Below are 19,400 nucleotides of genomic sequence, written 5' to 3' on the forward strand. Positions count from 1 at the left end.
CCATGCTGATCCCCGTGATTCTGTCCGGCGGTGCCGGCACCCGTTTATGGCCGGTGTCCCGTGAGGGCCACCCGAAGCCGTTCATGACCCTGCCCGACGGCCAGTCGCTGCTGGGCAAGACCTATCGGCGCGCCGCCGGTCTGCTGGACGGCTGGGGCGACATCGTCACGGTGACCAACCGCGAATACTACTTTCAGAGCAAGGATCACTATCAGGCCGCGCGACTGTCCCGGCATCGCGGGCACTTTTTGCTTGAGCCTGCCGGGCGCAACACCGCACCCGCCATCGCGGCAGCGGCGCTGGCGCTGCAAGCTCTGCACGGTGACGCAGCGATCATGGTGGTGATGCCTGCCGACCATTTGATCGTCAACGAAGGCGCGTTCAAGAGCGCAGTCGAACACGCAGTCAATCTGGCGAAGGACGGTTATCTGGTGACCTTCGGCGTCGTACCGACCGCCCCGGAAACCGGCTTCGGCTACATCGAGACCGGTGCGCCGCTGGATGCCAGAGGTGCGGCCAAAGTGCAGCGTTTCGTGGAAAAACCCGACCTGCAAACCGCCACTCATTATCTGGAAAGCGGCAACTTCCTGTGGAATTCAGGAATGTTCTGCTTCACCACCGCGACCCTGATCGCCGAGCTGGAGCAGCACGCTCCCGAACTGCTGGAACAGACCCGCGCCTGCATGGCTGCCAGTGAGCCGGTAGAAACCGTCGGCTGTCTGCAACAGGAACTCTCCCCCGCGCTGTTCGCCGAAATCACCGACATCTCAATCGACTACGCCTTGATGGAGCGTTCGGAAAAAGTCGTGGTCGTGCCCGCTGGTTTCGACTGGAGCGACATCGGTTCATGGGGCGCCGTAGCAGCGCTGGTGCCGGCCGATGCCGATAACAACCGCGCCAGCGGCGAAGCGATCTTCATCGACAGCCGCAACAACTTCGTGCAAAGCGAAGGCCGGTTGGTGGCCGCTGTAGGCGTGGAGAATCTGATCGTCATCGATACCGCCGACGCCGTGCTGGTGGCCCATGCCGACCGCGCCCAGGATGTGCGACGGGTGGCCAAGCAACTCAAGGAAAAATCCCACGAAGCCTATCGCCTGCACCGCACGGTCAGCCGCCCGTGGGGCACCTACACCGTGCTGGAGGAAGGCCCGCGCTTCAAGATCAAGCGCATCGTGGTCAAGCCCGGCGGCAAGCTGTCCTTGCAGATGCACCATCACCGCAACGAACACTGGGTGGTGGTCGAAGGCATGGCCAAGGTCACCAACAACGGCACCGGCACCACGCTGGTAGCAAAAAACGAATCGACGTTCATCGCCGCCGGCCACAAGCATCGCCTGGAAAACCCGGGGGTGATCGACCTGGTGATCATCGAAGTACAAAGTGGCGAATACCTGGGAGAGGACGACATCGTCCGCTTCGAAGACCAATATGGCAGGACGGTGTGAATGCTGCTTTCCCTGTACCGCTCGCTTCACGACTATCGGGGTTTCATCCTCGGTAGCGTCAAGCGGGAGTTTCAAGCGCGGTATCGCAATTCGCTGTTCGGAGCGCTGTGGACGGTACTCAACCCGCTGTCGATGATCATCGTGTACACGGTGATCTTTTCCCACATCATGCGTGCCCGTCTGCCCGGCGTGGATGATGGCATGGCCTACAGCGTTTACCTGTGTGCCGGCCTGCTGACCTGGGGCCTGTTTTCGGAAATCACCTTGCGCAGCCAGAACATGTTTCTGGAGAACGCCAACCTGCTGAAGAAAATCAGCTTCCCGCGCCTCTGTCTGCCGGTGATCGTGCTGCTCAATGCCGGAATCAACTTCGCAATCATCATCGGCCTGTTCATCGGTTTCCTGCTGATCACAGGGCGCTGGCCTGGGATGGCGCTGTTGGCACTGGTGCCGCTGCTCGCGCTGCAAGTGCTGTTTTGCGCTGGGTTGGGGATGATCCTCGGCGTGCTCAACGTGTTCTTTCGCGATGTCGGGCAACTGTTCGCCATCTGCCTGCAATTCTGGTTCTGGCTGACACCGATCGTGTATCCGTTGAGCATCCTGCCCGAGTGGGTGCAGCGCCTGTTGCAGCTCAACCCGCTGACCAATCTGATCGGCAGTTACCAGAACCTGTTTCTCTACGGCCAGTGGCCGGTGTGGAGTTCGCTGCTGCCGATCTTTGTGATCGGTCTTTTGTTCTGCGTAATCGGCCTGCGTCTGTTCCGCCGGCGGGTTGGCGAAATGGTGGATGAACTCTGATGGGGCACATACGCGTCACAGGCTTGGGCAAGGCCTACAAGCAGTACCCCACACGCTGGAGTCGCCTGGCCGAATGGCTGATCCCGTTTTCGAAAGACCGGCATCGCCAGCACTGGGTGCTGCAGGATGTGAATTTCGAAATCGCTCCCGGTGAGGCGGTGGGCATAGTTGGGGTCAATGGCGCCGGCAAAAGCACCTTGCTGAAAATGATCACCGGCACCACCCAGCCGACCTGCGGCCAGATTCAACTCGAGGGCCGGGTCGCGGCGCTGCTGGAGCTGGGCATGGGTTTCCACCCGGACTTCACCGGCCGACAGAACGCCGTGATGGCCGGGCAACTGCTAGGTATGCAGGTCGAAGAGATCGAAACCCTGATGCCGGACATCGAACGCTTTGCGGAAATCGGCGAGGCCATCGATCATCCGGTACGCACCTATTCCAGCGGCATGCAAATGCGCCTGGCCTTCAGTGTCGCCACCGCGCGCCGCCCGGACATCTTGATCGTCGACGAAGCACTGTCGGTGGGCGACGCGTATTTTCAGCACAAGAGCTTCGACCGCATCCGCAGCTTCCGCAAGGCCGGCACCACGCTGCTGATCGTGTCCCACGACCGCTCGGCGATTCAGTCGATCTGCGACTCGGCGATCCTGCTCGAAGGTGGCCACATGGCCATGCACGACAAGCCCGAAGCGGTCATGGATTACTACAACGCCCTGCTTGCCGAGCGCGAAGGCCAGACGGTGCGCCAGGAAACACTCCCCGGCGGCCAGGTGCAAACCGTGTCCGGCACCGGCGAGGCCGGCATACTCAGCGTGCGCCTGCTCGATGAACACGAGCGCGCCATCGACGCCGCCGAAGTCGGTCAGCCGGTGGTGCTGGAGGTGCAGGTCGAGGTCCGTCAGGACATCGAACGGCTGGTGCTGGGCTTCATGATCAAGGATCGCCTCGGGCAGGCCATGTACGGTATCAACACCCATCGCCAGAACCAGGCGCTGGAAGACCTGCACGCAGGCGAGCGCATTACCTACCGCTTTGCTTTCGTGATGGGACTGGGCAAGGGCAATTATTCTGTAGCCCTGAGCCTCTCAAGGCTGGACTCGCACCTGGACCGCAATTTCGAATGGCGCGACTACGGGCTGGTGTTCCATGTGATCAACAACCGTCAGGAAGACTTCGTTGGCTGTTCGTGGCTGGGAGCCAGGACATCGATCACCCGGCGCACCGAAGCCCTCGTGGAGCGCGCGCCATGACCCGCCTGCTGGTCGAATGCACCCACGTATTCCGGCACCCGAAAGTCAATTCGGGGATCCAGCGGGTGGTGCGCAACGTCATCAAGCAGTTGCCGCCGAGCGCCGAAGGTGTCGAGTGCGTGCCGGTGGTTCTGCTCAAGGGCAAGCTGTACCGCGTGACGCGCCTGGCGCCACTGGACTCACCGCTGTTCAATGCCATCGTCACGTTTGGCGAGCGCCTTGAACGGCTGGCCCATCGCTTCTGGCAACTGCATCAGCGTCTCGATAGCCGTTGCCAAAGCAAACTGGCACGACGGGCCCTGTACGTCGGCTATCGCCTGACTTCGTTTGGTCTGTTCGGCATCCCGTTGCGGCTGGTCGAACGGGTCAACCGCTATCAGTTGCCGCAGCGCTGCGAGCCGCTGCAACACCGGCCGGGCGATCAACTGGTGTTGCTCGATTCGTCCTGGCACTCGGACTTTTTCCTGCATGCCGAACGGCTCAAGCACGAAGGCGTGGGCATCGTTGCGGTGATCTACGATTTGATTCCCCTGACCCACCCGCAGTTTTATGACATGCGACTGGTGCAGGTTTTCAGCGAATGGTTCGACTGGATCACCCGCACCGCCGACGGCTATCTGGCGATTTCCGCCACGGTGCGTGATCAGGTCCGCGAGGAAGTGCAACGGCGTCTTGGTTCGGCACAGGTCGACAAACGCTGGTTCGACTATTTCCACCTCGGGTCGGAGCTGGATCTGCAGAGCGTAGAGGCTACCGTCGAGCCGCGTCTGGAACGCCTGTTCGCCACACCGGAGCCGGTGTTCCTGATGGTCAGTACCATCGAGCCGCGCAAGAACCACGACTATCTGCTGGATGCCTTCGAACGTGCCTGGGCGGCCGGTTCGAACGCACGACTGTGCATTGCCGGGCGCATCGGCTGGAAGTGCGACGCCCTGCTCGCCCGGGTGCACAACCACGCCGAACTGAACCGGCGCCTGTTCATGTTCAATGACCTGAGCGACACCAGCCTGGAACTCGCCTATGCGCGTTCCAGGGCATTGGTATTCCCGTCCTTCGTCGAAGGCTTCGGCCTGCCGTTGGTGGAAGCCATGCAGCGCGGGTTGCCGGCAATGGGCAGCGACATTGCGGTGTTCCGCGAAATCGGCGGCGAGTTCATGGCCTATTTCGATTTGCACGATCCGCAACAGCTCGCCGATCTGGTCACGGCCTTCGAGCGCAGCGGCCAATTCCCCGCAGCCCGCAATGTGAGCGACTGGCAATGGATCGGCTGGCGCGAAGCCAGTCAGCAATTGGCCGAACGCACCGCACGCCATGTGCTGCAAGCCCCCGCGACGCAAGCGAGGTCCCATGCGCATAGCCCTTAACGCACGGATTCTCCAGGCGCCGCGCACTGGGATCGGCCATTACGTCGCCGAACTGGTGAATGCCCTGCACGCGCAAACCGATATCGACGTAGCACTGTTCCACGGCTGGGGCTGGAGTTCGCAATTACCCGAAGCGGCGGTGCCCGGTTATTCCCGTCTGACCCCAATGCTGCGCAAGATCCCCGGCGCCTATCAGGCCCGCCGCTGGCTGGAGCAGAAGCGCTTTGATCAGGGCCGCGCGTCCGACATCGACCTGTACCACGAACCGAGTCTATGGCCGCTGGCCTTCGACGGTCCGACCGTGATCACCCTGCACGACCTGACGCACCTGCATTTCCCGGACACCCAGCCGCAGGCGCGACTCAGGGAAATCGAGCGACGACTGGCCGAAGGCATCCAGCAGGCGCGGGTGATTCTGACCGACTCGCAAGCCATCGCCGACGAAGCCCAAGACTATTTCGGACTGCCCGCCGAGCGCTTCGTGGTGGCGCCCCTGGGTGTCGCCGAGCGCTTTCATCCGCGCGAGCCGCAAGCCATCGACGCGGTGCTCAAGGCCCATGCCGTGGAGGCGCGGGAGTATTTTTTGTGTGTCGGCACCCTGGAGCCACGCAAGAATCTGAGCCTGGCCCTGCGTGCCCACGCGCTATTGCCCGAAGCCGTGCGCCAGCGTTTCCCGCTGTTGATCGTCGGCATGGCCGGCTGGCAGCGCGAGCAGTTCAGTGACGAGTTGCGCAAAGCCATGGCCAGCGGTCATGTGTGCCTGCTTGGCTATTTGCCGGATGAACAGGTGGCGCAATTGCTGGCCGGCGCTCGGGCGCTGGTTTTTCCCTCGTTGTATGAAGGTTTTGGCCTGCCGGTGCTGGAAGCGATGGCCAGTGGCACGCCCGTGGTGGTCACCCGATCCTCGGCGATGCCAGAAGTCGCGGGTGCCGCCGGCAACTATATTGAAGCTGACGATGCAGAAGGCTTGCGCGATGCGCTGGGCCGACTGATCGACGATCAAGCGCATTGGCAGGCATGCCGAGAAGCCGGATTGCAGCAGGCACGGCTTTTTTCCTGGAAGCGTTGCGCGCAGGCCACGGCCGGCGCCTACCGCCAGGCTTTGGGAGGTTGAATGCGAGTTCTTCATTTTTTCAAGACGTACCTGCCTGACTCGGTCGGCGGCATCGAGCAAGTGATCTTCCAGCTCTGCGAAAGTGGCGCCCAGCATGACATCGAAGGCCAGGTGCTGACCCTCAGCGCCAATCCCGAGCCTGCCGTGCTGCAACTGGGCCAACACGAAGTGCATCGCGCCAGGCTCGACATCCAGTTCGCCTCCACCGGGTTTTCCTGGAGCGTGTTCAAACAGTTTCGCGAACTGGCCGCCGAAGCCGACGTGATCAACTACCACTTCCCGTGGCCGTTCATGGACCTGGTGCATTTCGCCAGCGGCGTGAACAAACCGAGTGTGGTGACCTACCACTCGGACATCATTCGCCAGAAGAACCTGCTCAAACTCTATCGCCCGCTGATGAACCGTTTTCTCGCCAGCGCCGACCGGATAGTCGCGGCCTCACCGAACTACCTGCACACCAGCGATGTGTTGCAGCAGTTCCAGGACAAGACCCGCGTCATCCCCTACGGCTTGAACAAGGCCGGTTATCCACAGCCCGACGTCGAACGCATGAACCGCTGGCGTCAGCAGCTTGGGGATAAGTTTTTCCTGTTCGTCGGGGTGATGCGCTATTACAAAGGCCTGCACATCCTGCTCGACGCGTTGAAGGACGTGGATTACCCGGTGGTGATTGTCGGCGCCGGCCCGCTGGAGCAGGAACTGCACGCTCAGGCCGCTGCGCTGGGGCTGCGCAACATCCACTTCCTGGGACGCGTGAGCGATGAAGACAAGGTCGCGCTGCTGCAACTGAGCTATGCCATTGTCTTCCCGTCGCACCTGCGTTCGGAAGCGTTCGGCATTTCCCTGCTGGAAGGTGCGATGTACGGCAAGCCGATGATCTCCAGCGAGATCGGCACCGGCACCAGTTACATCAATATCCACAACGAAACCGGACTGGTCGTGCCGCCGAGTCATCCACAGGCGTTTCGCGAAGCGATGCGAACCCTGTGGGAAAACCCGACTCGCGCCGCCGAAATGGGCGTCAAGGCTGAAGCCCGTTACCGGCAGTTATTCACAGCCGACGAAATGGGCCGCAAGTGGACGGCGCTGTATCAGGAACTGCTGGAGGAAAAGGCGCTGTCCTACGCCTGACCCTCTATAGATCCAGCACCAGCGGCTGAGCACTTTGCGCCGGCACCGCACAGCAGATCAGCACCTGCCCTTCCTCCGGCACTTCGGCCGGGGGCTGTGGATAATTCACCGCGCCGCTGATAAGCCGCGTCTTGCAGGTGCCGCACGAGCCACCCCGACAGCTGAACTCCGGACGCAGACCACGGCTCTCGGCCAGTTCCAGCAGACTGCCGCCATCGGGCTGCCATCGCGCTTCCTTGGCCGAACGCTCGAAGACCACCGGCACCGAGGTGGTGGCAGCCGGTAATTGCTCGATCACGATGGCGTCCGGATCGGCCTGGCGCTTGAGGGTCGAGGGGCCGAAAGTTTCGGCGTGGATCTGGTCGTCGCGCACATCCAGTTCGCGCAGGCTGTCGTAAAGGCCTTGGGTGAAACCGCCGGGGCCGCAGAGCACAAAGTCGATCTGATCGAAGTCCTCGACGTCCAGCAGGTTCCTCAGCAATGAGCCGTCGATGCGCCCGTGCAGGTCGTAATCCTCACCTTCCATCAGATCGGGCTCCGGCTGGCTGAGCACTCGCAACACCTTCACGGCGTCCCCTGCGTCCTCCAGCAAACGGTCCAGCTCCGCGCGAAACGGTTGATCGGCGAGGCTGCGAGAACTCTGAACAAACAGCGTCGGACGAATCCGCCGGGTGCGCAGGCCCTGATACACCACCTCTCGCAACATCGACAGCAACGGCGTGATCCCGACCCCGGCTGCCAGCAGCACCAAGGGCCGACGCTCCAGCGGCGCCACGGTGAAATGCCCTTGAGGCGAGCGCGCCTCCAGTACATCACCGACACGCACCTGATCGTGCAGATGCGTCGATATCCGCCCTTCACGCTTCACGCTGATCCGGAAAAAGTCGTCCGACGGCGCTCCCGACAGGCTGTAGGTGCGGATGAACACCTCGCCATCAAGGGTGAAGCGCAACGGCAGATGCTGCCCGGCCTGGAACACCGGCAAACCGGCACCGTCTACCGGTTCGAGGTAGAACGAACGAATGTGTCGGCTCTGCGCTTCAATCCGCGTCACCCGCAGCGGCCGCCAGCTGTCACCTAGAGCCTGGGCCTGCAAACGTGCATCGGCCTGGGCCCAGGTGCCGGTCAGAAGGCTGGTCGGCGACATGCCGTCGAAGCGCCAACGCAAGGCCAACGCGCCCGGACGCCGCACCGTTTTTTCCACCTCGAACGTCCACAACCGCTCGGCGCCCTGAAAGGCTGCGATCTGTGGCCCGTCGAGAATAACCTCGGTGCGACCGCTGAGCTGCAGCACGTCGCCTGTGGAAAAGTCGATGAACAGCAAGCCGGCCCGGGGATTGAGCAGCAGGTTGCCAAGGGTGTTGAAGTGCAGATTGCCGGCAAAGTCCGGAATGGTCAGGCGATTGCCTTCCACCCGCACGAAGCCGGCCTGGCCGCCACGGTGGGAAACATCCACCGAACGCTCACCGTCGACATCGACATAACTGGCGACGAAGAAGGTGTCGGCCGTTTCGATCAGCGCGACCGCCGCGTCATCGAGCCCGTCGAAGTGTTCGGCGCGCCGGGTCTGCGGATCCGCCAGCGGCACCCGCTGGAACTGGCGCAACTGAATGTACTGCGGGCAGTTGCCGAAGGACTGATCGACCGTCAAGTCGAAACCGCTCGCACCCAGATTGCCAATGTGGCCGTTGAGGCGATTGCGCCGGCGGGTGTGCAACTCGATGCCGAGCAAACCAATCGCCGCGCCGGCCTGCAACTGCGCCGGGTCATCGGTGGCGGGCAGACTGTCGAAGTGCAATTGCGTCGGTTCAGGAGAATGCGCGAAACCCGGCTCGCCCTCCAACACACTGGCCCACGGACGGCCATCGGCACCCACCGCGCCGTACAACATGAACGGCAATTGTTGATAGAACTGACGGTGCTGATCCGGCATCCAGGTGCGAATCACCTTACGACCGAATTCCTCCATGCGCTCGGCAACACCGACCTGCGCTTGCAGTTGTCGCTCGCCGGCGTGCCAGGGTGAACGTTCCATGACGACCTCTCCCCCACGCCCGCGGCGCAGTCTGGATGGTGAACCTCAGGCGCTGGTTTGCAGACCGGCGACGGTGCGTGGCATGCCGATGAAACCGGGCAATGCCTCAACCCGCGCCAGCCAGGCGCGAACATTGGCGTAGTCGTCCAGGGACACATTGCCTTCCGGCGCATGGGCGATGTAGCTGTAGGCCGAGACGTCGGCGATGGTGGGCTCACTGCCGACCAGGAACGGAGTCTTGCCCAGTTCCAGGTCCATCACCTTGAGCAGGTTGTGCGCACGGGTGATCGCCTCATCGGCGTTGAGTTTTGCCCCGAATACCGTGATCAATCGCGCTGCCGCCGGGCCAAAGGCAATCGGCCCGGCCGCCGCCGACAACCAACGCTGGACCCGCGCCGCGCCGACCGGATCGCTCGGCAGCCAGCGACCGTTGCCGTACTTCTGCGCCAGATACACCAGGATTGCATTGGAATCGGCCAGCACCACGCCGTTGTCATCAATGGCCGGCACTTGCCCGAAGCTGTTGATCGCCAGGTAATCAGGTTGTTTGTGCTCGCCCTTGGCCAGGTCGACGAAGATCAGTTCGGTCGGCAGTTGCAGCAGGGACAGCATCAGCTCGACGCGGTGGGCGTGGCCGGAACGCGGGAAGTTGTAGAGTTTGATCGCTTGCATGGTCGACTCCGCAGGGCATGGGTGCCGCTCAGGAGGGTTGGCGGCCGTGGCAGCTATTTTCCACCTATCGCGAAAACAACAGAATCACCAGCAAATGCAATCCATTATTTCTCTGGGTGAAATAACGCCGCGTTCTTCAGGGCCGGATGCTCGCGCAAGGCGTTCACAGCGTAGTCGACAAAACTGCGCACCCGAGTCGGTGCCTTGCGCCCACCCTGATACACCACGTGGATCGGCAGCGGCGGCAACTCGTACTCGGCGAGGACGATTTCCAGCTCACCGGAGGCGATCTTTCCGGCGACCTGATAAGACAGCACCCGGGTCAATCCAAGCCCCAGGCAAGCGGCCGCAATCGCGGCCTGATTGGCGGTGACCACCAACCGAGGCTCGGGCCTGACACTCAAGGGTTCACCGTTCTCCAGAAATGGCCAACTGCGCAACTGGCCGATGGCCGAAGTCGCCACCACCGGCGCACCCGCCAATGCCTGTGGATGGGTTGGCCGGCCGTGAACGGCAAAATACCCCGGCGAGCCGCAGATCACCCGGCGCACCTCGCCGACCCGGATCGCATGCTGGTTGCTGTCCGGCAAATCACCGATGCGGATCGCCACATCGACCCCTTCCTCGACCATGCTCACCACGCGATCCAGCAACAAGGCGTTGATGGAAACGTCCGGGTACTGCGTCAGATAACCCGCCATCACCGGTGTGACAAACAACTCGCCGAACAACACCGGCGCGGTCACCGTCAATTGCCCACGGGGCTGGGTGTGGCTGCCGGCGGCGGAGTCTTCCGCTTCCTGCACCTCGGCAAGAATCCTCCGACAGTCCTCCAGGTAACGCTGGCCCGCCTCGCTCAGATGCACACTGCGGGTGGTGCGAATCAGCAATTGCGTGCCGATCCGCTGCTCCAGCGCCGCCACCGCCCGGGTGACGCTGGCCGCCGAAAGACCCAAGCGCCGCGCCGCCGCGGAAAAGCCCTGCTCCTGAGCAACAGCCGCGAAAACCTGCATTTCCTGGAAGCGATCCATGGTGTCCCCGAAGTGGATGAAAAACCGCCTCGCATTATAGGCAGTACCCGATCTTCAACGGGGATAGGCGAACGACCGTCGATCCAGAATTGATATTTTTATTTTCAGTTGTATTGATGAATGATTTATTTCATGTCATTTATAGCCTCGCCGATCACAGGAATGATCCAGCGCGCCATCCCGGATGGCGGGCACCTGTTTCCCTAACGCCCTCCCAGGAGTCGACAACATGAACAAGACAGAACTTCTAGGTGCTCTGGCGCTGTGCGCATTCAGCTTCATGGCCCATGCCGATGAAGACAGCCTGCGTATCGGTATCGAAGCCGCCTACCCACCCTTTTCCTACAAAACGCCGGAAGGCAATGTCAGCGGCTTCGACTACGACATCGGCAACGCCTTGTGCGAAGAGATGAAGGTCAAGTGCGAGTGGGTGATTCAGGAGTTCGACGGCATGATTCCGTCGCTCAAGGTGCGCAAGATCGATGCCGTGCTGTCATCGATGTCGATCACCGAAGACCGGATGAAGTCGGTCGACTTCAGCAAAAAGTACTACCACACGCCAGGCAAGTTCGCGATGAAGGCCGGCAGCGTGATCAACGACCCGCTGGTGGACCTCAAGGGCAAGAAACTCGGCGTGCAACGCTCATCGACCTATGACCGGTTTGCCACCGAGCAACTGGAAAAGGCCGGCGTCGTCGTGGTGCGTTACGGCTCGCAGAACGAAGCTTTCCTCGACCTCGCCTCGGGTCGTCTGGACGCCACCCTCGCCGACATCGTCAACACCGACGAAAGCTTCATCAAGACACCGGCCGGACAAGGTTTCGCACTGACCGGGCCGGACATCAACGACCCGAAATACTTCGGTCGCGGCGCCGGGATCGCGCTGCGCAAGGGTGACACCGCCAACGCTGCACGCCTGAACGCGGCGATCGACGCCATCCGCGCCAACGGCAAATACCAGCAAGTGATGGGCAAGTATTTCGCCTTCGATATCTACGGCGAATAAACCGTCGCCTCCGCCCGGCGCCGGCCCGCTGCGGGCGCCCTTCGGGCTTGTCTTGCGCGCCTTCGGGCGCTCGCTTGAGGAACTTCATCATGCTCCACGGCTACGGATCGAGCATTCTCGATGGTGCCTGGCTGACCATCAACCTGGCCCTGACTTCCATGTCGCTGGCCATTGCCCTGGGCCTGATCGGCGCGGCGTTTCGCCTGTCGCCGCTCAAATGGCTGGCCATGCTCGGGGAAGGCTACACGACCCTGATTCGCGGCATTCCCGATCTGGTGTTGATCCTGCTGATCTTCTATGGCGGCCAGGATCTGGTGAACCGCATCGCACTGGCGTGCGGTTACACCCGCTATATCGACATCAATCCCTTCATCGCTGGCGTCTGCACCATGGGCTTCATTTTTGGTGCCTATCTCTCGGAAACCTTTCGCGGTGCGTTCATGGCCATCCCCAAAGGTCAGGCGGAAGCCGGTGCGGCCTACGGCATGCGCGGCACGCAAGTGTTCTGGCGGATTCTGGTGCCGCAGATGATCCGCTTCGCCATTCCGGGGTTCACCAACAACTGGCTGGTGCTGACCAAATCCACCGCGCTGATTTCGGTCATCGGCCTGCAGGACATGATGTTCAAGGCCAAGAACGCCGCCGACGCCACTCACGAGCCGTTCACGTTTTTCATTGCGGTGGCGGCGCTGTACCTGATGCTCACCAGCGTGTCGCTGCTGGTGCTGCGCGCCCTGGAAAAACACTATTCGGTCGGCATCAAAGCCGCCGAGTTGTGAGGAGAACCTGCCGATGATGCTCGACTACAACCTGATCTGGGAAAACCTGCCGCTGTATTTCGACGGCGCCTTGTTGACCCTCAAAGTCCTGCTCATTTCCCTGAGCCTGGGGCTGGTCCTGGCGGTTCCGCTGGCGCTGATGCGAGTGTCGCGCTCGCCACTGCTCAGCTTCCCGGCGTGGCTCTACACCTACGTGATTCGCGGCACGCCGATGCTGGTGCAACTGTTCCTGATCTATTACGGCCTGGCGCAGTTCGAATCGGTGCGCCAAAGCGTGCTCTGGCCTTACCTCTCCAGTGCCACGTTTTGTGCCTGCCTGGCGTTCGCCATCAATACCAGCGCCTACAGCGCGGAGTTGCTGGCGGGCAGCCTGAAGTCCACGTCCCACGGCGAAATCGAAGCCGCCCGGGCGATGGGCATGTCCCGCCTGACCCTGTACCGCCGCATCCTGCTGCCCTCAGCCTTGCGCCGGGCATTGCCGCAGTACAGCAACGAAGTGTTGATGATGCTGCAAACCACCAGCCTGGCCTCCATCGTTACGCTGGTGGATATCACCGGCGCGGCGCGCACGGTGAGCTCGCGGTTCTATATGCCGTTCGAAGCGTTCATCACCGCCGGCCTCGTCTACCTCGCCCTGACTTTCATTCTGGTGCGCCTGTTCAAGCTGGCCGAACGCCGCTGGCTGGCCTACCTGGCACCGCGCAAGCACTAAGGAGCTGACATGGAAAAGATTCAATACCTGTTGCCGTGGAGCGCTTCGGGCACCGAGCGAACGCTATCGGTGTTCCAATTTGGCGCCGGCCCGCGCAAGGCGTACATTCAGGCCTCCCTGCATGCCGACGAGCTGCCGGGGATGCGCGTGGCCGTCGAACTCAAGCGCTGCCTGCTGGAACTGGAAGCTCAGGGCCGCCTGAACGGGGTGATCGAGTTGGTGCCGATGGCCAACCCGATCGGCATCGCCCAGATGTTCCAGGCCACCCATCAAGGTCGCTTCGAGTTCGCCAGCGGCAAGAACTTCAATCGCGACTTTCCGGAGCTGGCCGAAGCGGTGGCACCGCTGCTCAAAGGCCGGTTGGGCGATGACGCCGACGCCAACGTCGCGCTGATCCGCCGCGCCTTGATCGACACCCTCGCCGACATGCCGCCACCGACCTCGGAACTCGATGGCCTGCGCCGCCTGTTGCTGCAACATGCCTGTGACGCCGATGTGGTGCTCGACCTGCACTGCGATTTCGAGTCGGTGATGTTGCTCTACACCATGCCGCAACACTGGGGACGCCTGGATTCATTGGCCGCGCGTCTCGGTGCCGAAGTTACGTTGTTGGCCGAGGATGCCGGCGGCAGTGCCTTCGACGAGGCCTGCGCGGTGCCGTGGCTGCGCCTGACCGAGCTGTTCCCGGAAGCCAACATCCCCTTGGCCTGCGCAGCGACCACCATCGAATTGCGCGGCATGGCCGACACCGAACGCGAGCAATGTGCCAACAGCGCGCAGGCGATTCTCGGCTACCTCGCCGAGCAGGGATTGATCAGCGGTGAATGGCCGCCAGCGCCGTCGAGTCGTTGCGAAGCGATGCCGTTCGCCGGCGCGCAGTACGCCTGTGCGCCGCATCCGGGCGTGGTCAGTTTCCTGCAACCGCTGGGGGCGCGGGTCAAGGTCGGCGATCCGCTGTTCGAAGTCCATGACCCGCTCAACGACCGCCACAGCATCGTCCGCGCCTGCACCGACGGCGTGCTCTATGCCCGCGAACGCCTGCGCTTTGCCCAGCCCGGTCTGTGGCTGGCCAAGGTCGCTGGTTTCACCCCTATTCGCCAAGGCCGCTTGCTCAGCGACTGATGCCAGAGAGTTCACACCATGTACAAACTTGAAATTCAGGACCTGCACAAAAGCTACGGCGCCCACCAGGTGCTCAAGGGCGTGTCCCTGCAGGCCCAGGCCGGCGACGTGATCAGCATCATCGGCTCCAGCGGGTCAGGCAAAAGCACCTTCCTGCGTTGCATCAACCTGCTGGAGCAACCCAACGCCGGCAGCATTGTGCTCAATGGCGAACCGCTGAAACTGGTGGCCAACAAACTCGGCGGGCTCAAGGCTGCCGAACCCCGGCAGTTGCAACGCATGCGCTCACGGTTGTCGATGGTGTTTCAGCACTTCAACCTGTGGTCGCACATGAGCGCCCTGGAAAATGTCATGGAAGCCCCGGTGCATGTGCTGGGCGTGGGCAAGAAAGAGGCCAGGGAAAAGGCCGAGCACTATCTGAACAAGGTCGGCGTGGCGCATCGCAAGGATGCTTGGCCCGCCCACATGTCGGGTGGCGAACAGCAGCGCGTGGCGATTGCCCGCGCTTTGGCCATGGAGCCGGAAGTGATGCTGTTCGACGAGCCGACTTCGGCGCTCGATCCGGAACTGGTGGGCGAAGTGCTCAAGGTCATGCAGGACCTTGCCCAGGAAGGCCGCACCATGGTGGTCGTTACCCACGAAATGGGCTTCGCCCGTGAGGTCTCCAATCAACTGGTGTTCCTGCACAAAGGGCGGGTCGAGGAACGTGGAGACCCGCGTGAAGTGCTGGTCAATCCACAATCCGAACGCCTCCAGCAGTTTCTCGCCGGCAGCCTGAAATAAGCCTGCTCGCTCGGCGTTGTCCCGCAACGGTTGGCTTCGGATACACTCCAGCCAACCTTGTCAGGCGCAGCCTTTCTCTCACGTTCAGGAACTGTTGATCCGGATATGCCCAGCCCATCGAAAGACACCACGGTCTATGCCGCACCGGTCATGCGCAAACTGGCGGAAATCGTTGCCGATTTGCCGCCATCGCTGCGCAAGGTGGCTGACTTCATCCTGCGTCATCCGCTGAAAGCCGCGACGCTGACAATCGAAGAAATGGCCCACGAAACATCGACCTCGCCCGCCGCCGTCAATCGACTGGCCAAGGCGATGGACCTCGGTGGCTACATGGGCATGAGGGCTGAACTGGTGGCGACGTTGCAGCAGATGGTGTCGCCGGTCGACAAGCTGCGCAATGAACTGGCTCATCGTCCGGGCGGAGCGTTTGGCCTGCATGAGCAGATCGAGAGCGCCAGCAGCAACCTGGAAACAGCGGCGACCAACAACCACGCCGACGCGTTCGAAGCCTTCGTCACCCGGCTGACCACTGCGCGCAAGATCTACATCCTCGGGTTCGGCAACAGCGTCTACTTCGCCGGCCTCGCCGCCTCGACCCTGATGCCGTTCTGCGCCGACGCCACCGCCATCAGCATGGAGGGCGGCAACGAAAACGCTGCGTACCGTCTGGCCGCGATCACCGATCAGGATGTGTTGCTGGCGATTTCCCTGCCGCGCTATTCCCTGGATACGCTGCAACTGGCCCGATTCGCCAACGAACGCGGCGCGTCGGTACTGGCCATCACCGACTCACCGGCCTCGCCGCTCACCAGCATCGCCGAGCATGTGTTGTTCGCGCCTTGCGATCATCCGGTGCTGACCAGCTCCAACGTGGCCATGCTGGCGTTGATCGAGGGATTGGTCGCGGGCGTGATGGCGCGCAACAAGGAAGCGGTCAAACTGGCGACCGAACTCACCGAAAGTGTGATGTCTTACCTGCACATCCCCAACGGCAGCAAAACGCCGAAGAAATGATGCGTGAAGGGGGCGCCGGTAAATCCTGGGCGCCCCTTCATTCAGATCAGGACTGAGAAACCGGCTGATCGCCGGTCACCCGCGCAGCCTGCCCGGCCGCCGGTTTGACCCACGTCAGATAAGCCAGCACCAGCAACACGATCCAGACCACGCCGACGATCAATGCAGCCTGGGTATCCGGGAAGTAACCCAGCACGCCGAACACGAACAGCATGAAGGCAATCGCCGCCATCGGCGCATACGGCCAGAACGGTACCGGGAATTTCAGTTGCGCTACCTGCTCAGCCGTCATGGAACGACGCATGGCCACCTGGGTGAACAGAATCATCAGCCAGACCCACACCGTGGCGAAGGTCGCGATGGAAGCGATCAACAGGAACACGTTTTCAGGGATCAGGTAGTTCAGCAACACGCCCAGCAGCAGCGCGCAGCTCATCACGATCACCGTCAGCCACGGCACGCCATTGCGCGATAGCTGAGCAAAACCTTTGGGCGCATGCCCTTGCTGCGCCAGCCCGTACATCATGCGGCCCGCACCGAAGATGTCGCTGTTGATGGCCGACACCGCCGCCGAAATCACCACGATGTTCAGAATCGTGGCCGCCGAGCTGATGCCCAGGTGGTCAAAAATCTGCACGAACGGGCTGCCCTGGCTGCCAATCTGCTGCCACGGGAAGATCGACATCAGCACCAGCATCGTCAGCACATAGAACAGCAGGATGCGCAGCGGCACGGCGTTGATCGCCTTGGGCAGCACACGGTGCGGGTCCTTGGCTTCACCGGCGGTCACACCGATGATTTCGATACCGCCGAAGGCAAACATTACCACCGCAAACGAGGCGATCAGGCCGCCCACGCCATTGGGCATGAAGCCGCCCTGGGTCCACAGATTGCTGATATCGGTCGCCTGCCCGGAGGCGGTACTGATGCCGAACAACATGATGCCGAAGCCGCCGAGGATCATCGCGACGATAGCTGCAACCTTGAGCAACGACAGCCAGAACTCCATTTCACCGAAGACTTTGACGTTGCACAGGTTCAGGCCGCCGACCACCGAAACGATGCCGAGCACCCAGATCCAGCGCGAGACTTCCGGAAACCAGAACCCCATGTAGATGCCGAACGCGGTCACATCGGCCATGCCGACGATGACCATTTCGAACGCGTAGGTCCAACCGAGGATGAAGCCCGCCATCGGGCCAAGATAGGTGCTCGCGTAATGCCCGAACGAGCCGGCGACCGGGTTGTGCACCGCCATCTCGCCCAAGGCGCGCATGACCATGAACACCGCCGCGCCACCAATCAGGTAAGCGAGCAGGACGGCAGGACCGGCCATCTGGATGGCCGAGGCAGAACCGTAGAACAACCCGGTACCGATCGCGGATCCCAGGGCCATGAAGCGAATGTGTCGGGCCGAGAGCCCGCGTTTCAAACCTTTTGCTGGCTGCTGCATTTTTCGTCCTTATTTATTGTTATTCGACGCAAAAATCGATTCGCGGGCAAGCCCGCTCCCACAGTGCTAGACATTCCAACTGTGGGAGCGGGCTTGCCCGCGAAGAGGCCCTTACAGGCTAGGCAAAAGCTTGTCGGGAACCAGCTCGTTCAGACACCGCGAAGCCAGCAGCTCACTCGCCGTATTGATGTCCGGCGCAAAGAAGCGGTCCTTCTCATAGAACGGCACTTCGCGACGCAGAATCGCCCGGGCCTGTTCCAGTTTGGTCGAGGTCTTCAGACCGTTGCGCAGGTCCAGACCTTGCACCGCCGCCAGCCATTCCACCGCGAGAATCCCGCGAGTGTTTTCGGCCATTTCCCACAGGCGCTTGCCGGCGGCCGGGGCCATCGACACGTGGTCTTCCTGGTTGGCGGAGGTTGGCAGGCTGTCCACCGAATGCGGGTGAGCCAGTGCCTTGTTCTCGCTGGCGAGGGCCGCAGCGGTCACCTGGGCGATCATGAAGCCAGAGTTCACGCCGCCATTGGCCACCAGGAACGGCGGCAATTGCGACATGTGTTTGTCCATCATCAGCGAGATACGACGCTCGCTGAGGGAGCCGATTTCGGCAATGGCCAGCGCCATGTTGTCAGCAGCCATGGCCACGGGTTCAGCGTGGAAGTTACCACCGGAAATCACGTCACCTTCGGCCGCGAACACCAATGGGTTGTCGGAGACGGCGTTGGCCTCGATGACCAGCACCTCGGCAGCCTGACGGAACTGGGTCAGGCAGGCGCCCATGACTTGCGGCTGGCAACGCAGCGAGTACGGGTCCTGAACCTTTTCGCAGTTCTGGTGCGAATCGGAGACTTCGCTGCGTTCACCCAGCAGATCGCGGTAAGCGGCGGCGGTGTCGATCTGGCCTTTCTGGCCACGGGCGGCATGAATGCGCGCGTCGAACGGCGAGCGCGAGCCCAATACCGCTTCAACTGTAAGACCACCCAGCGCCAGCGCGCCGGCGAACAGGTCTTCACCTTCGAACAGACCCCGCAGCGCGAATGCGGTAGACACCTGAGTACCGTTGAGCAGCGCCAGACCTTCTTTCGCCGCCAGCGTCAGCGGGGTCAGACCGGCAACTTTCAGCGCTTCGGTCGCTTCCATCCACTCGCCCTTGTAGCGCGCCTTGCCTTCGCCCAGCAGTACCAGCGACATGTGCGCCAGCGGTGCCAGGTCGCCGGATGCGCCGACCGAACCTTTCAGCGGAATGTGCGGGTAAACCTCGGCATTGATCAGCGCGATCAGCGCATCGATCACCACGCGGCGAATGCCGGAGAAACCCCGGCTCAGGCTGTTGACCTTGAGCACCATGATCAAACGCACCAGCTCATCGCTGATCGGCTGACCAATGCCAGCGGCGTGGGACAACACCAGCGAGCGCTGGAGGTTTTCCAGGTCTTCGCTGGCGATGCGGGTCGAGGCCAGCAGGCCGAAACCAGTGTTGATGCCGTAGGCGGTGCGGTTCTCGGCGAGGATCTGCTCGACGCAGGCAACGCTGGCTTCGATCTGCGCAGCGGCGCTGTAATCGAGGGTCAGTTTGACCGGGTTCTGGTAGACGTCACGCAGTTGCGACAGGCTCAGCTGGCCAGGGATCAGGTTCAGTGCAGTCATGTTCAGGCTCCTTTAACCGAAGTAATCATTGGCAGGTTCAGGCCCTG

17 protein-coding genes are annotated in these 19,400 nt (G+C 62.0%); 12 read left to right on the forward strand and 5 right to left on the reverse strand.

What is annotated here, in order from left to right; translation table 11 throughout:
• Positions 1–2: 2 nt before the first annotated feature.
• From JJN09_RS20040 to JJN09_RS20065, 6 genes are read left to right on the forward strand one after another with little or no spacing between them, the layout of a single operon-like run.
• Positions 3–1,445 (forward strand): mannose-1-phosphate guanylyltransferase/mannose-6-phosphate isomerase, encoded by a 1,443-nt coding sequence (locus JJN09_RS20040; protein ID WP_249483244.1) that lies wholly within the window; start codon positions 3–5, stop codon positions 1,443–1,445.
• Positions 1,446–2,243, forward strand: coding sequence for an ABC transporter permease (locus tag JJN09_RS20045; RefSeq protein ID WP_249483246.1), 798 nt, complete (start codon positions 1,446–1,448; stop codon positions 2,241–2,243).
• The gene (locus tag JJN09_RS20050; protein ID WP_249483247.1) at positions 2,243–3,493 is read left to right on the forward strand and encodes an ABC transporter ATP-binding protein; all 1,251 of its coding nucleotides are present in this window, start codon (positions 2,243–2,245) and stop codon (positions 3,491–3,493) included. The genes JJN09_RS20045 and JJN09_RS20050 overlap by 1 nt, the downstream gene beginning before the upstream one ends.
• Complete coding sequence (locus tag JJN09_RS20055) at positions 3,490–4,857, forward strand: glycosyltransferase family 1 protein (protein WP_249483248.1); 1,368 nt, start codon at positions 3,490–3,492, stop codon at positions 4,855–4,857. The genes JJN09_RS20050 and JJN09_RS20055 overlap by 4 nt, the downstream gene beginning before the upstream one ends.
• Positions 4,841–5,971: a glycosyltransferase family 1 protein gene (locus JJN09_RS20060; RefSeq protein ID WP_249483250.1), complete on the forward strand. Its 1,131-nt coding sequence runs from the start codon at positions 4,841–4,843 to the stop codon at positions 5,969–5,971. The genes JJN09_RS20055 and JJN09_RS20060 overlap by 17 nt, the downstream gene beginning before the upstream one ends.
• Positions 5,972–7,102, forward strand: a complete 1,131-nt coding sequence (locus JJN09_RS20065; protein ID WP_249483252.1) for a glycosyltransferase family 4 protein — start codon at positions 5,972–5,974, stop codon at positions 7,100–7,102.
• Between the two features lie 4 nt (positions 7,103–7,106).
• Here the strand turns inward: JJN09_RS20065 and JJN09_RS20070 are convergent, their stop codons facing one another.
• The 3 genes from JJN09_RS20070 to JJN09_RS20080 all read right to left on the reverse strand — a co-directional run bounded on the left by JJN09_RS20070 (position 7,107) and on the right by JJN09_RS20080 (position 10,840).
• Entirely contained in the window at positions 7,107–9,137 is a 2,031-nt protein-coding gene (locus tag JJN09_RS20070; RefSeq protein ID WP_249483254.1) for a pyridoxamine 5'-phosphate oxidase family protein, read from the reverse strand.
• Positions 9,138–9,182: 45 nt separating this feature from the next.
• Complete coding sequence (locus tag JJN09_RS20075; protein ID WP_249483256.1) at positions 9,183–9,809, reverse strand: glutathione S-transferase family protein; 627 nt, start codon at positions 9,807–9,809, stop codon at positions 9,183–9,185.
• Between the two features lie 104 nt (positions 9,810–9,913).
• Positions 9,914–10,840 (reverse strand): LysR family transcriptional regulator, encoded by a 927-nt coding sequence (locus tag JJN09_RS20080; protein WP_249483258.1) that lies wholly within the window; start codon positions 10,838–10,840, stop codon positions 9,914–9,916.
• Positions 10,841–11,069: 229 nt separating this feature from the next.
• On the opposite strand from JJN09_RS20080, the gene JJN09_RS20085 reads away from it, so the two are divergent.
• The 6 genes from JJN09_RS20085 (at position 11,070) to JJN09_RS20110 (ending at position 16,256) form a co-directional block, all read left to right on the forward strand.
• Entirely contained in the window at positions 11,070–11,846 is a 777-nt protein-coding gene (locus JJN09_RS20085) for an ABC transporter substrate-binding protein (protein ID WP_249483260.1), read from the forward strand.
• 89 nt (positions 11,847–11,935) lie between these two features.
• Positions 11,936–12,625, forward strand: a complete 690-nt coding sequence (locus tag JJN09_RS20090; protein ID WP_096817045.1) for an ABC transporter permease — start codon at positions 11,936–11,938, stop codon at positions 12,623–12,625.
• Between the two features lie 13 nt (positions 12,626–12,638).
• Complete coding sequence (locus tag JJN09_RS20095) at positions 12,639–13,337, forward strand: ABC transporter permease (RefSeq protein WP_102622635.1); 699 nt, start codon at positions 12,639–12,641, stop codon at positions 13,335–13,337.
• Positions 13,338–13,346: 9 nt separating this feature from the next.
• Positions 13,347–14,459 (forward strand): succinylglutamate desuccinylase/aspartoacylase family protein, encoded by a 1,113-nt coding sequence (locus tag JJN09_RS20100; protein ID WP_249483262.1) that lies wholly within the window; start codon positions 13,347–13,349, stop codon positions 14,457–14,459.
• Positions 14,460–14,477: 18 nt separating this feature from the next.
• Positions 14,478–15,242, forward strand: coding sequence for an ABC transporter ATP-binding protein (locus tag JJN09_RS20105; protein WP_134828591.1), 765 nt, complete (start codon positions 14,478–14,480; stop codon positions 15,240–15,242).
• 105 nt (positions 15,243–15,347) lie between these two features.
• Positions 15,348–16,256 carry a MurR/RpiR family transcriptional regulator gene (locus tag JJN09_RS20110; RefSeq protein ID WP_249483264.1) on the forward strand — a complete coding sequence of 303 codons (909 nt, stop codon included), beginning with the start codon at positions 15,348–15,350 and terminating at the stop codon, positions 16,254–16,256.
• Between the two features lie 46 nt (positions 16,257–16,302).
• Here the strand turns inward: JJN09_RS20110 and JJN09_RS20115 are convergent, their stop codons facing one another.
• Both JJN09_RS20115 and hutH read right to left on the reverse strand, forming a co-directional pair.
• Positions 16,303–17,709: an amino acid permease gene (locus JJN09_RS20115; protein ID WP_249483266.1), complete on the reverse strand. Its 1,407-nt coding sequence runs from the start codon at positions 17,707–17,709 to the stop codon at positions 16,303–16,305.
• A gap of 111 nt (positions 17,710–17,820) precedes the next feature.
• Positions 17,821–19,353, reverse strand: a complete 1,533-nt coding sequence (gene hutH / locus JJN09_RS20120) for a histidine ammonia-lyase (protein ID WP_249483268.1) — start codon at positions 19,351–19,353, stop codon at positions 17,821–17,823.
• Positions 19,354–19,400: the final 47 nt, after the last annotated feature.

Origin of the sequence: Pseudomonas sp. HS6 (genome assembly GCF_023375815.1) — a bacterium.
Lineage (GTDB): Bacteria > Pseudomonadota > Gammaproteobacteria > Pseudomonadales > Pseudomonadaceae > Aquipseudomonas.